The sequence below is a fragment of the Delftia sp. RIT313 genome (assembly GCF_000632165.1).
GTDB lineage: Bacteria > Pseudomonadota > Gammaproteobacteria > Burkholderiales > Burkholderiaceae_C > Comamonas > Comamonas acidovorans.
The window spans coordinates 73432-86405 of the sequence record NZ_JFYT01000062.1; the positions used below are offsets into that span (position 1 = coordinate 73432).

Sequence of the window (12974 nt, forward strand, 5' to 3'; positions counted from 1 at the left end):
CGCACCGCCAAGGCTGCGCCCGGCCGGTGCGGCAATGTTCTGAGACAGGCCAGCGGCCAGACAGCGCGGGACAGCGCTGCACAGCAGCCGAGGGCTCAGGCGATCAGCAGCAGCATGGGAGGCCCGCGCGGCGGCAGCGGCGCGCCGACCAGGGAGGCAATGCGGGCAGAGACGATGGGCTGCAGCGCGCGGCCCAGCGGCTGCGGTTGCGCCCAGGGGGGGGAGACATGCGCGGGCGGCGGCGTCACCGCCAGGCACAGCGGGCAGTCCAGCGAATGCTGGGCAGACACCGCCTGCCCTTCTTCACCGTTGACCACGACCAGCTTGACGCTGCCGCCAGCCGTGCAGACCAGCTCCATGGCCTGCGGGTGCACCAGGGGCGATGCAATGGCCAGGCCCAGCGTCAACGCGAACCACGCCATGACCAGGCGGGCCAACGAGACGGAGTTGCGCAGGGCGTGCATGGCTGGGGATTATGGGGCTGAGATGCCGGATATGCGTGGTATCCGTAGCCACCTGCCCGCATGGGCCATCCCATAATCGCCTTTTCCCCAAGCAGTGACCGCCATGTCGAAACTCCATGTTGTGCAGCAGGGCCAAGGCCCGGCCCTCGTTCTGAGCCACGCGCTCGGTTGTGACCTCCAGATGTGGGACGGCGTTGCCCAGGCGCTGGAAGACCGCTTCACCGTGGTGCGCTACGACCACCGGGGCCACGGCCGCTCGCCCGCCATCGGCGAGGCCTTCGACATGAACGACCTGGCAGACGACGCAGCCGGCGTGATCGAGGCGCTGGGCCAGGGGCCGGTGCACTTCGTGGGCCTGTCCATGGGCGGCATGACGGCCCAGGCCCTGGCCGTGCGCCATCCGGCGCTGGTGCGCAGCATCACCATCGCCAATTCGGCCAGCTACTACGACGAGGCCGCGCGCGCAGGCTGGCAGGCGCGCATTGCCACCGTGCACGACCAGGGCGTGGCGGTGATTGCCGACGGCGCCATGCAGCGCTGGTTCACCCCCGAGTTCCGCACCGGGCAGGCGGCCCGCGTGGCCTCCTTGCGCGCAGGGCTGGAGGCTTTGGCGGCCAAGCCCTATGCGGCCGCCTGTGCGGCCGTGGGCGGCATCGATTTTCGCGAGAGCAACCGGCGCATCGCCTGCCCCGCACTGCTCATTGCGGGCAGTCGCGATGAGGCCACGCCGCCTGCCCTGTCCGAGGACATGCAGGCGCAGATTCCGGGCGCGCAGCTGGTGTCGCTGCCCGCCGCGCATTTGAGTGCCGTGGAAATGCCCGTGGAGTTTGCGCGGTTGGTGAGCGACTTTGTCGCGCTGGTCCGCTAGATCTGCAGTTCCACCCGGGCGGGACGGGGACTGAGCGAAGTCGCTATCGCGGAGGGCATCACGGCCGGCAGATCAACTCCGCCACGTCCATCAGCAGGGCTTCATCGATCTGCTCGCGCAGGTCCACCGCCAGCCTGCGCCGGTAGAACACGCCCAGGTCCAGCCCCACGCCCAGCGCGCGGATCTGCACGTCGCCCGCGCGCTCGTGCCGGGCGATGACCTGGCGCAGGTGCTGGTCCAGGTAGTGCTCGTCGTTGGCCTGGTGCGTGGCCGTGTCCATGGGGCAGCCGTCCGAGATGACGAGCAGGATGCGGCGCTGCGCGGGCCGCGCCAGCAGCCGCTCGCAGGCCCATTCCACGGCCTCGCCGTCCACGCCCTCGCGAAACAGGTCGGGCCTGCGCAGCGCGGCAATGCCGTGGCGGGCGTGGCGCCAGGGTTTGGCGGCATCCTTGAAGACGATGTGCAGCCGCTCGTTGAGCCGGCCGGGGATGTGGGGCTGGCCCGCGCGCTGCCAGTCGCGGCGGGCGCGGCCGCCGTTCCAGGCCTGGGTGGAAAAGCCCAGCACGTCCACCGGCACGCCGGCCATGGACAGCGCGCGGCCCAGCAGGTCCACCAGCAGGGACAGCGGGCGCGCATGCGCCTTCATCGAGCCCGAGCAGTCCAGCAAGATGGCCACGGCCGCATCGCTGACGGGGCGCGGCAGCTCGTTCCTGAAGATGGCGCGCTGCTGCGGATCGCTGACCAGTTGCGCCAGCCGGCTTGCATCCAGGTGTCCATCCTCCAGGCCGAACTGCCAGCCGTCGTGGCGCGGCACGGCCAGGCGCTGCTGCAGGTGGCGGGCCAGCCGGCCCGCGTGCAATCCGCTGCGCGCCAGTTCCTCATCCATCTGTTCGCGGAACTCGGCCAGTTGCGCTGCGCGGATCAGCTCGGCCGCCTGCGCCTCGCGGTCATAGGCGCGCGTGAACACGCGGTAGCTGTGGGCCGAGCCGGCCCAGGCGCGGCTGTCGCCGCTGAGCGCCACGGGCGGCGCATCCAGGCTTTGCGATTCAAAGTGCAGCGGCAGCGCGAAGCTGCCGCGCCGGCGCGGCCCGCCAGCGCCGCGCGGCGCCTCTTCCTGGGCTGACCGCACGGTCTGGCCCACCCAGCGGCTGATGGCCAGGGCCGGCGCAATGAAGGCCTGCTGGTCCTGCCGGCGGCGGCGCAGCAGGGCCCACTGCGCGCCCAGTTGGGCCGACAGGCCGGCGCGCGTGGCCTCGGCCAGGTCGGCCAGGGCATCGGGCGGCTCATGGCCGCTCAGGCGGCTCCAGGCGGTCAGCGCCACGGTGAACAGCAGGATGCCCAGGCTGCTTTCGGTCAGGCCCGAATCGGCAAAGGCCTGGCTCCAGTGCACAAAGCGCGCATGCAGGTTGGCACGTGCGCCCGGCCATTCCTCGGGCGCCAGGCTTTCCACGCGCAACTGCTCCAGCAGTTCGAACACCAGCCGCTCCACCGGGTCGCCGGGCAGGTGGCGCGCGTGCAGGCCGGCATCGCTCAGCCGCAGGCGCAAACTGGCGCCGTCGAGCAGGCCGCGCTGGTCGGCCAATCGGGCCGGCACATCGGATTGGTGGGCCGCTGCCAGCGCCACGGGCGCCGTGCCCCGGTACAGCGTCTGCCCGCTCCATTGCAGCGAGGCATCGCCCGCCATGGCGCGCAGCAGCGCGCCGCCCCAGGCCTCCATGCGCGCCAGCGAGGGGGATGCCTCAGCAGGCATGGGCGGGCTCGTCGCGCAGCGCCAGTTCCTGGCCGAAGCAGCGCTGGAAGTACTCGGCCACGATGGCCCGCTCGGCCGGCTCGCACTTGTTGAGGAAGGACAGCTCGAAGGCCAGCCGCAGGTCGTGGAAGATCTGCGCGTTCTCGGCCCAGGTGATGACGGTGCGCGGCGACATCAGCAGCGACAGGTCGCCCACCGCAAAGCCCTTGCGCGTGAGCGCGGCCAGCGCCACCATGGCGGCCACCTGCTCGCGCCCCTGCGGCGTGGCCAACTGCGGCACGCGCGCCAGCACGATGGCGGCTTCCTCGGCCGGTGCCAGGTAGTCCAGGCTGGTGACGAGGTTCCAGCGGTCGAGCTGGGCGTGGTTGAGCATCTGCGTGCCGTGGTACAGGCCGCTGAGGTTGCCCTGGCCCAGGGTGTTCATGGTGGCGAAGAGGCGGAACTGCGCATGCGGCTGGAGCACGCGCTTTTGGTCCAGCAGGGTGAAGCTGCCCTCGCGTTCGAGCACACGCTGGATGACGAACATCACGTCGGGCCGGCCCGCGTCGTATTCATCGAAGACCAGGGCCACGGGCCGCTGCAGCGCCCAGGGCAGGATGCCTTCCTGGAACTGCGTGACCTGGCGGCCCTCCTGCAGCACGATGGCGTCCTTGCCCACCAGGTCCAGCCGGCTGATGTGCCCGTCGAGGTTGACGCGCACGCAGGGCCAGTTCAGCCGCGCCGCCACCTGCTCGATATGGGTGGACTTGCCCGTGCCGTGCAGCCCCTGGATGACCACGCGCCGGTTGTGCGCAAAGCCGGCCAGGATGGCCAGCGTGGCCTGCGGGTTGAAGCGGTAGGCCGGGTCCACGGCCGGCACATGCTCGCTGCGCTCGGCAAAGGCCGGCACCTGCATGTCGGTGTCCAGGCCGAAGGTCTCGCGCACGCCAAGCGTGCGCGTGGGATGCATCAGGGTCAGCTCAGTCATCGTCAGGGGCTCCCGGGGGGACTTCGTCGTTGATGCGCGCAATCGCCTCGGCCGCCGCGCGCAGTTGGGGAAGAAAGGACAGCGCCCGCTCGCGCGTGAAACGCATGATGGGCGCCTGCACGGCCAGCCCCATGTTCGAGGGGCCGCCCTGGATGGAGGGCACGAGCACGCCCAGGCACAGCAGGCCGGGAAGGAACTCCTCGTTGTCGAAGGCATGGCCCTGGGCGCGCACCTGGTCCAGTTCGGCGTCCAGCGCGTCAAAGGCCGTCAGCGTGTTGGCCGTGAAGCCTTCCAGCGGCACGGCCGACAGCAGCCGCCTGCGCTGCGCGGGCGCCATCTGGCTCAGGAACAGCTTGCCCGTGGCCGAGCAATGGGCCGGCACGCGCGAGCCCGGGTGCAGATAAAAGCGCAGCGGCGCGGGCGTTTCCACGCGGTCCAGGTAGAGCACCTCGCTGCCCGAGAAGGCGGTGATGTTGCAGCTCTCGCCGATATCGCGCACCAGCTGGGCCAGCACCGCATGGCGTGCGCCATGCGTGGTGTTGTTGAGCAGCACGCTCTCGGCCAGCCGCATCAGGCGCCGGCCCGTGCCGTAGTGCCGGCCATTGCCCTCGCGCTGCAGGATGCCCGCGCCTTCGAGCTGCTGAAGCATGCGGTGCATGGTGGGCTTGGGCAGGCCTGTCTCCTCGACCATGGTCTGCAGCGTGAAGGGCTCGTTCTTCTGGGCAATGGCCTCCAGCAGGGCGAACAGCCGCAGGTTGGGCGTGTCGCCATCAATACGGGCAGGGATGGGGTCACGGGTGTTCATGGTGTTGGTCATCATATGTTTTTCAATTTTTCGAGTCAATTTGTTCCGAAAAAAGAAATTTGTTTGACATCCAGGCGAAGTCAGCCCTAGACTTGCGCCGTAATTTCTTTTTTCGGAACATTAAGTTCCATTTTCAAGGAGACAACATGACTGCAGCCAACAATCGTACGGTGGTCGAAGGCGTCCAGAAGATGACCCCTTCCGAAGCCTTTGTGGAGACCTGCGTGGCCAACGGCGTCACGGAGATGTTCGGCATCATGGGCTCGGCCTTCATGGATGCCATGGACATCTTCGCGCCCGCCGGCATCCGCCTGATCCCCGTGGTGCATGAGCAGGGCGCGGCCCACATGGCCGACGGCTATGCGCGCGTCTCGGGCCGCCACGGCGTGGTGATCGGCCAGAACGGCCCCGGCATCAGCAACTGCGTGACCGCCATCGCCGCCGCCTACTGGGCCCACAGCCCCGTGGTCATGATCACGCCCGAGACCGGCACCATGGGCATGGGCCTGGGAGGCTTCCAGGAAGCCAACCAGCTGCCCATGTTCCAGGAGTTCACCAAGTACCAGGGCCATGTCTGCAACCCCAAGCGCATGGCCGAGTTCACGGCCCGCTGCTTTGACCGCGCCATCTCCGAGATGGGTCCCACCCAGCTGAACATCCCGCGCGACTATTTCTACGGCGAAGTGCAGTGCGAAATCCCCAAGCCCATGCGCGTGGAGCGCGGCTCGGGCGGCGAAAACAGCCTGCAGGCCGCCACGGAACTGCTGGCCACGGCCAAGTTCCCCGTGATCCTGGCCGGCGGCGGCGTGGTCATGGGCGATGCGGTCGAGGAATGCAGGCAGTTGGCCGAGCGCCTGGGCGCACCCGTGGTCACGGGCTACCTGCGCAATGACGCCTTCCCCGCCAAGCACCCGCTGTGGGCCGGCCCGCTGGGCTACCAGGGCTCCAAGGCCGCGATGAAGCTCATCGCCCAGGCCGACGTGGTGATCGCGCTGGGCTCGCGCATGGGCCCCTTCGGCACCCTGCCCCAGCACGGCATGGACTACTGGCCCAAGAACGCCAAGATCATCCAGGTCGAGGCCGACCACACCAACCTGGGTCTGGTCAAGAAGATCTCGGTGGGCATCCACGGCGACGCCAAGGCCGTGGCACGCGAGCTGGGCCGCCGCCTGCAGGGCCAGACCCTGGCCTGCGACGCCACCAAGGCCGCGCGCGCCGACACCATCGCCACCGAAAAGGCGGCCTGGGAGAAGGAGCTGGACGAGTGGACGCATGAGCGCGACCCCTACAGCCTGGACATGATCGAAGAGGCCAAGGGCGAGCGCACGCCCACGGGCGGCAAGTACCTGCACCCGCGCCAGGTGCTGCGCGAGCTGGAAAAGGCCATGCCGCCGCGCGTGATGGTCTCCACCGACATCGGCAACATCAACTCCGTGGCCAACAGCTACCTGCGCTTCGACGAGCCGCGCAGCTTCTTCGCGCCCATGAGCTTCGGCAACTGCGGCTATGCCCTGCCCACCATCATCGGTGCCAAGTGCGCGGCGCCCGACCGTCCGGCCATCGCCTACGCCGGCGACGGCGCCTGGGGCATGAGCATGGTGGAGATCATGACCGCCGTGCGCCATGACATTCCCGTCACGGCCGTGGTCTTCCACAACCGCCAGTGGGGCGCCGAGAAGAAGAACCAGGTGGACTTCTACAACCGCCGCTTCGTGGCCGGCGAGCTGGAAAGCGAGAGCTTCGCGGCCATTGCCAGCGCCATGGGTGCCGAGAGCATCGTGGTCGACCAGATCGAGGACGTGGGCCCGGCGCTGCAAAAGGCCATCGACCTGCAGATGAACCACGGCAAGACCTGCGTGATCGAGGTGATGTGCACGCGCGAACTGGGCGACCCGTTCCGCCGCGATGCGCTGGCCAAGCCTGTGCGCTTCCTCGAAAAGTACAAGGACTTTGTCTAACCCCCTGAGGCGCTGACGCGCCTTCCCCCTCTCTACCCGCTGCGCGGGGGAGGGGGACGACACCCTCGGTGCGGGGCGGCCCTTCCTCGGTGTCCCTGGGATGGGCCGCGCCGGTTTCATGCGCCTGGGTGAAGCGCAAGGCCCTCGAAAGCCGATTCCCAGATTCCCTGCGTTGCTCGCGCCGGGCCCTGTACTTTCCCGCAGGAGCTTTCATGGTCCCCCCACTTTCACTTGCCGTGGCCGCCGACGATGCGCCCGCCACGCACCGCCCCCATCTCCAGCACTTGCTCGACCAGGCCAAGGCGCAAGGCCCCATCCCGGTGGCCGTGGCCTATCCCTGTGATGCGGGCTCGCTGCAGGCCGCCATGCAGGCCGCGCAGGCGGGCCTGATCACGCCGCTGCTGGTGGGCCCCGAGGCACGCATCCGGGCGGCGGCCCAGGCGGCCGGGCTGGACTTGGCGGGCGCGTCCATCCACTCCACAGCCGACGATCCACGTGCGGCGGCGGCCCAGGCGGCGGCGCTGTGCGGCAGCGGCCAGGCCCGCGCGCTGATGAAGGGCAGCCTGCACAGCGACGAGTTGCTGGGCGCTGCCGTGGCGCGCGAGGCCGGCCTGCGCGGCAGCCGCCGCGCCAGCCATGTGTTCGTGATGGACCTGCCGGGCTTCGAGCGCCCGCTGCTGATGACCGACTGCGTGGTCAACATCTTCCCCACGCTGATGGACAAGCGCGACATTGCGCAGAACGCCATCGACCTGGCCCGTGCCATCGGCATTGCCCGGCCGCGCGTGGCCGTGCTCTCGGCGGTGGAGACCGTCAACCCCGCCATTCCCGGCACCATCGACGCGGCCGCGCTGTGCAAGATGGCCGACCGGGGGCAGATCAGCGGCGCCATCCTTGACGGGCCGCTGGCCTATGACAACGCCATCTCGCTGCGCTCGGCGCACCACAAGGGCATCGTCTCTGATGTGGCCGGCCAGCCCGACGTGCTGCTGGTGCCCAGCCTGGAGGCCGGCAACATGATCTACAAGCAGCTGGTCTACATGGCCGATGCCGAATGCGCGGGCCTGGTGCTGGGCATGCGCGTGCCCATCGTGCTGACCAGCCGTTCGGACTCGGTGGCCAGCCGCATCGCGTCCTGCGCGCTGTCCGTGCTGGCCGATGCGGCGGGCGGCAAGGAGCAGCCATGAGCCAGGTTCAAGCCCCGTTGGCAGCACAGCCGCCCGTGCCGCGCATGCTGCAATGGTTGAAGCTCCTGCCCGGCACAGGCCTGTCGGGCGTGATTGCGCTGGCAGCCACCTTCGTCTCCACGCTGCATGGCGGGCCGCAGCTGCTGTTCGCGCTGTTCTTCGGCGTGGCCTTCCACTTCCTGAGCCAGGACGCGCGCGCCAAGCCCGGCATCGAGTTCTGCGCACGCGGCGTGCTGCGCCTGGGCGTGGGCCTGCTGGGCGCGCGCATCACGGCCACGCAGATCGCGGGCCTGGGCTGGACCACGGCGCTGATCGTCATCGCCGCCGTGGTCACCACGCTGCTGTGCGGCACGCTGCTGGGCCGGCGCCTGGGCCTGACGCGGCCGCAGGGCGTGCTGTCGGGCGGCGCGGTGGCCATCTGCGGCGCCTCGGCCGCGCTGGCCATCTCCTCGGTGCTGCCGCGCGACAAGGACAGCGACCGCTTCACGCTGACCGTGGTGGTCACGGTCACCGTGCTGTCCACGGCCGCCATGGTGCTGTACCCGCTGGTGGCGCGCGCCCTGCATCTGCCGCCCGAGCTGGCGGGCCTGTTCATCGGCGGCACCATCCACGATGTGGCCCAGGTGGTGGGCGCGGGCTACACCATCGACCAGGCCACGGGCGACTACGCCACCATCGTCAAGCTGTTCCGCGTGTCCATGCTGGCCGTGGTGGTGGTCATGGTCTCGGCCCTGTTCAAGCGCCAGCGCGAGGCTGCGGCCGAGCAGCACCACGGCAAGAAGCCGGGCCTGGTGCCCTGGTTCCTGTGGGTGTTCGTCGCGCTGGTGACCATCAACTCGCTGGGCTGGGTGCCGCCGGGCCTGCAGCACCAATTGAGCGACCTGTCGCGCAACTGCCTGGTGCTGGCCATTGCGGCCCTGGGCCTGAAGACTTCGTTCCAGCAACTGGCGCAGGCCGGCTGGCGGCCTTTTGCACTGCTGGTGGTGGAGACGCTGTGGATGGCGGCCTTCGTGCTGATCGCCATCGAGTTCGAGATGCGGTGAGCCCAGGCGCAATACGGCAGTTTTCCAGGGCCCGCCATGCGCGGGCCCTTTTCATTTCTCATGGCGCCGGCGCATTTGATGTTCGCGCATTGAGTTGATACATTTGCACACAATTTTTTGACGCACATCAACGCCCGACACGAGCCGTGAACGTTCTTCGCAAGCAAGCCGGCAGATTCCGCAGACGCACTGCCATCCAGGTCCTCGCCCTCCTGCGCAGGCAACAACCCCTGCAAGCTGCCTTGCTGCGGCTGCTTCCGTGCCTGCTGCTGCTGGCCGGCTGCGCCGTGCTGCTGGACTCCCTGGTGCCCATCCCGCTGTGGGCCATCGCCGGCCTGACCGGGGTCATGGCGGGCTACATCGCCCACAACTGCCAGGCGTTTGTTGCATCCCAGCGCAAGAAATCCATGCTGCGCCATCTCGCGCGCTGCTGCCTGCTGCACGCCCAATGAAACACAGGCGCCCGGGTCTTCAGGCACCGCTGCTGGCATAGGCCGTCAGCGCCTGCGCGACCGCCTTGAACACAACGGCGCAGCGCTCGCTCTTGCGCAGGTCCTCATGCATGGCCACCCAGGTATCGAGCTTCCATGAGAATGCCTGCGGCAGCACCCGCACCAGGCCCGGGTCCCTGGCCGCCAGCGCCGACTGGCAGATGCCGATGCCAAAGCCAGCGCGGATGGCGCCCAGCTGTGCCAGGTCGCTGTCCGAGCTCAGCGCCATGGCCTCGCGCGTGAACATCGGAAACTGCTGCTGAAACCTGCGGATGAAGGCGTTCTCATGGTCGAAGCCGATCAGCGAGTGCCCGGCCAGCTCCTGCAGCGAAGCCGGCACCCCATGCCTGGCCAGATAGCTCTCATGGGCATGCAGCCCCAGTTCGATGGCGCCGATATGGCGGGCCACCAGCGCCTCCTGCTGCGGCCGGAACATGCGCACGGCCACATCGGCCTCGCGGCGCAGCAGGTCATCGACCGCGTTGGACAGCACCAGTTCGATGCGCAGTTCAGGATGGGCCGCGCGCAATTGCGCCAGCACGGGCGGCAGCAGCTCCACGCCCACGACCTCGCTGGCCGTCAGGCGCACCGTGCCGCGCACGCCCGCGCCATGGCTGGCCGCCACGCGGCGCAGCGCGGCAGCCGTCGCGGCCATGCTGGCCGCATAGGGCTGCAATTCATAGGCCGCCTCGGTGGGTGCGAAGCCATCGGACGAACGGGTGAACAGTTGCAGGCCCAGCGCCGACTCCAGCCCGTCGATGTGCCGGCCCACGGTTGGCTGTGCCAAGCCCATGGCCCGGCCCGCCGCTGACAGCGACCCGGACTCCAGCACCTGCAAAAAGCTGCGATACCACTCCCAATGGGGTTCCGACATCACTGATCCATTCATTTATGCATGGACACCAGAAGATTCTAGGCAATTTTCCTTTTGCAGCGTGTTGCGGACACTGGCGTGGTCACCACAGGACCCGCACCATGCCATCCATTGCACTTTTCGGCGCCGCAGGCGCCATCGGCCAGAGCCTGGCCGCCGCGCTCAGACAACAGGGCCGCGCCTATCGCGTGGTCGGCCGCAACGCAGCCAGCCTGCGCCAGACCTTCGGCGCCGATCCCCTGGCCGAGATCGCCACCTGGAACCCGGATGTCGCCGGCTCCATCGAGGCTGCCGCCCACGGCGTGGACACGCTGGTCTACCTGGTGGGCGTGAACTACTGGCAGTTTCAATTGCATCCCGAGCTGATGCGCAAGACGCTGGAAGGCGCCATTGCCGCGGGCGTGCGCCGCATCGTGCTGATCGGCACCGTCTATCCCTACGGAAAGGCCCGCACCCTGCCCGTGGCGGAAGACCATCCGCGCGAGCCCCATACCTTCAAGGGTCGCATGCGCAAAGCCCAGGAGGACCTGCTGCTGCAAGCCCATGCACAGGGCCGCATCGAGGCCACCGTGCTGCGCCTGCCCGACTTCTACGGTCCCGGAGTGCACAACAGCCTGCTGCACGGCGCCTTCGAGGCGGCGGCCCACGGCGGCCGGGCCGACATGATCGGCCCGCTGGACCGGCCGCACGAGTTTGTCTATGTGCCTGATGTGGGCCCCGTCGTGGTGCGCCTCATCGACACGCCGCAGGCATTCGGCAGGGTCTGGCACCTGGCTGGCGCGGGGGCGACCACGCAGCGCGATATCGTCTCGGAGATCGAACGCCTGAGCGGCAGGCCGTTGAAACTGCGCGTTGCAGGCAAGACCGCGCTGCGCCTGGCCGGCCTGTTCAGCCCCTTGATGCGCGAACTGGCAGAGATGCACTACCTGCTGACCGATCCTCTGATCATGGACGACTCGGCCCTGCACACCCTGCTGGGCCCCATCGCCAAGACCCCCTACGCCCAGGGCATACGCGCCACGCTGGATGCCGCCAGGGCGGGCGCGGGTTCAGCTGTGAACTCCAGCCCGCAGCAGGCCACGGCCTGAAAACAAAAAAGCCCTGACAGCAGAACTGTCAGGGCTTTTGTCTATCTGGCAGGGGAGGAAGGACTCGAACCCTCGCATGCCGGAATCAAAATCCGGTGCCTTTACCAACTTGGCGACTCCCCTAGAAGACCTAAATTCTAATACGTTTTTTTGGTCGCAAAAAGAAAACGCCTCAGATTCTTTCAACGCGGCGAGGCATCGGGGCCTGCATCACTCCAGCGTGCGGCCTCTTCAAGCAGATGATCTGCCGCCTCCAGAGAAGCTTCCTGCAGTTCTGGATCGTCTTCCATACGCTGCAGCACCTGGTCCACAAGGGCCGGGAACTGCGGATCAGCCTGCAGTGCGTCACCCAGTTCACGCACCAGCGTGGCTTCCATGAACATGCGAAAAGCCTTGCGCCGCCTGTCGGGATCTGCGGCATCCATGCCCTTCAGACGCCGCAGCAAAGGTGCCAGCACGCGGGCGTCGCCCGAGCCCTCCTTCGCAGGGCCACCGGCAGAGCGGGCCTGCTCGCCCTGACCTTGCGCCTGCCGCAGCCGCGCCTGTTCCAGAGCCTGGGCCCGGATCAGCGCGGCAATGCCTGAGGCTCCATCAATGCGAGTCATGCGGGACCTTCATCAATGCGCCGGCCCCGACTGCTGGTAGTTGGAGAGCAGTACATGGGCCACACCGTCGTCCGCAGGCGGGGCAGATGTCTCGGGCGAAGGCATCGCCGCCAGCACTCTCTGTATATCTGCCGACATCGCGGGATTGTCCGTGTTGCGCTCCAGGCCAGCCACAAACAATGGCCGAGCCCCATCAAAATCATCGCGCGCCAGCGCCACGAACCCCTGCACCCAATGGGGCAACGGGCTGCTGTCGGGCAACTCGGCAAGTGGCTGCCATGTCAGCAGCGCGGCAGGCACGCGGCCATCGCTGAACTGCAGCAGCCCCAGCTGGTAACGCGCCACATGCCATTGCGGGCTCAGCAGCAGTGCCGTGGAAATGTGATGTTCCGCACGGCCAATGTCACCCAAGGCAGCGAATTCGGAACCCAGCAAGAAATGCGCGGCGCCCGAATCGGGCTGCTCGGCAATTGCCTGCAGGAACAGCTCGGTGGCGACCGTGCTGTCTCCCTGGGCGCTTGCCTCGAGAGCCTGGTCCAGGGTGGAGCGAGAAGAAAGATTGTCTGATTGGGACATATGGGAGCACCAGGGAGTGCCAGGGATTGGCGGCAGAACGACTTGGAATGGACGGCTATTGCGCCCTCCACCCCTTTATCCACTCCTGCGGACATCCGTTGAGCAAACCCGGCCAGTTCGCAGGGATTCTATCGCCCGGTCTTTTGCCGTCTTGACACCCTTTCGCCGCAGAAATCCCCATCGAACCGAAGGGTCTTGCTCAACAAACCGAACAAAGTCCGGATGCATTGCCTGAATGGGCCCCGAAACCTGCGGAATCCTCCGCCTCCTTCCTCGCGGCCCTCCATGCACATCGATC

The 12974-nt window shown here is 68.1% G+C and carries 13 protein-coding genes and 1 tRNA gene; 6 read left to right on the forward strand and 8 right to left on the reverse strand.

Annotated elements, in window-relative coordinates:
* Positions 1 to 95: 95 nt before the first annotated feature.
* The gene (locus BW39_RS19360; protein WP_043823734.1) at positions 96 to 464 is read right to left on the reverse strand and encodes a DUF2946 family protein; all 369 of its coding nucleotides are present in this window, start codon (positions 462 to 464) and stop codon (positions 96 to 98) included.
* A 103-nt stretch (positions 465 to 567) separates the two neighbouring features.
* On the opposite strand from BW39_RS19360, the gene BW39_RS19365 reads away from it, so the two are divergent.
* Positions 568 to 1332, forward strand: a complete 765-nt coding sequence (locus BW39_RS19365) for an alpha/beta fold hydrolase (RefSeq protein ID WP_043823735.1) — start codon at positions 568 to 570, stop codon at positions 1330 to 1332.
* Positions 1333 to 1390: 58 nt separating this feature from the next.
* On the opposite strand, the gene BW39_RS19370 is transcribed toward BW39_RS19365, so the two are convergent.
* The 3 genes from BW39_RS19370 to BW39_RS19380 are packed head-to-tail and all read right to left on the reverse strand — an operon-like array spanning position 1391 to position 4869.
* Positions 1391 to 3082, reverse strand: a complete 1692-nt coding sequence (locus tag BW39_RS19370; RefSeq protein WP_043823736.1) for a cobaltochelatase CobT-related protein — start codon at positions 3080 to 3082, stop codon at positions 1391 to 1393.
* Positions 3072 to 4049 carry an AAA family ATPase gene (locus BW39_RS19375; RefSeq protein WP_013803829.1) on the reverse strand — a complete coding sequence of 326 codons (978 nt, stop codon included), beginning with the start codon at positions 4047 to 4049 and terminating at the stop codon, positions 3072 to 3074. Before BW39_RS19375 ends, BW39_RS19370 begins: the two co-directional genes overlap by 11 nt.
* Positions 4042 to 4869, reverse strand: a complete 828-nt coding sequence (locus tag BW39_RS19380) for an IclR family transcriptional regulator (protein WP_012203918.1) — start codon at positions 4867 to 4869, stop codon at positions 4042 to 4044. The genes BW39_RS19375 and BW39_RS19380 overlap by 8 nt, the downstream gene beginning before the upstream one ends.
* Before the next feature lie 131 nt (positions 4870 to 5000).
* On the opposite strand from BW39_RS19380, the gene xsc reads away from it, so the two are divergent.
* The 4 genes from xsc to BW39_RS19400 all read left to right on the forward strand — a co-directional run bounded on the left by xsc (position 5001) and on the right by BW39_RS19400 (position 9494).
* Positions 5001 to 6812 carry a sulfoacetaldehyde acetyltransferase gene (gene xsc, locus BW39_RS19385; RefSeq protein ID WP_034390943.1) on the forward strand — a complete coding sequence of 604 codons (1812 nt, stop codon included), beginning with the start codon at positions 5001 to 5003 and terminating at the stop codon, positions 6810 to 6812.
* 212 nt (positions 6813 to 7024) lie between these two features.
* Positions 7025 to 7999: a bifunctional enoyl-CoA hydratase/phosphate acetyltransferase gene (locus tag BW39_RS19390; protein ID WP_043823737.1), complete on the forward strand. Its 975-nt coding sequence runs from the start codon at positions 7025 to 7027 to the stop codon at positions 7997 to 7999.
* Complete coding sequence (locus BW39_RS19395; RefSeq protein ID WP_043823738.1) at positions 7996 to 9042, forward strand: YeiH family protein; 1047 nt, start codon at positions 7996 to 7998, stop codon at positions 9040 to 9042. Before BW39_RS19390 ends, BW39_RS19395 begins: the two co-directional genes overlap by 4 nt.
* Before the next feature lie 242 nt (positions 9043 to 9284).
* Positions 9285 to 9494: a hypothetical protein gene (locus BW39_RS19400; protein WP_235264244.1), complete on the forward strand. Its 210-nt coding sequence runs from the start codon at positions 9285 to 9287 to the stop codon at positions 9492 to 9494.
* Between the two features lie 19 nt (positions 9495 to 9513).
* Here BW39_RS19400 and BW39_RS19405 read toward each other — a convergent pair whose 3' ends face one another.
* On the reverse strand, positions 9514 to 10407 hold the full coding sequence (locus BW39_RS19405) for a LysR family transcriptional regulator (protein ID WP_013803834.1): 894 nt from the start codon (positions 10405 to 10407) through the stop codon (positions 9514 to 9516).
* Positions 10408 to 10508: 101 nt separating this feature from the next.
* On the opposite strand from BW39_RS19405, the gene BW39_RS19410 reads away from it, so the two are divergent.
* Positions 10509 to 11495 (forward strand): NAD-dependent epimerase/dehydratase family protein, encoded by a 987-nt coding sequence (locus BW39_RS19410; RefSeq protein ID WP_043823740.1) that lies wholly within the window; start codon positions 10509 to 10511, stop codon positions 11493 to 11495.
* Positions 11496 to 11541: 46 nt separating this feature from the next.
* Here BW39_RS19410 and BW39_RS19415 read toward each other — a convergent pair.
* The 3 genes from BW39_RS19415 to BW39_RS19425 form a co-directional block, all read right to left on the reverse strand.
* Positions 11542 to 11618: transfer RNA gene (locus BW39_RS19415), tRNA-Gln, on the reverse strand.
* Positions 11619 to 11677: 59 nt separating this feature from the next.
* Positions 11678 to 12100 carry a hypothetical protein gene (locus BW39_RS29885; protein WP_052155394.1) on the reverse strand — a complete coding sequence of 141 codons (423 nt, stop codon included), beginning with the start codon at positions 12098 to 12100 and terminating at the stop codon, positions 11678 to 11680.
* 12 nt (positions 12101 to 12112) lie between these two features.
* A complete protein-coding gene (locus BW39_RS19425; RefSeq protein ID WP_043823741.1) occupies positions 12113 to 12676 on the reverse strand; it encodes a tetratricopeptide repeat protein in 564 nt (187 codons plus the stop codon).
* Positions 12677 to 12974: the final 298 nt, after the last annotated feature.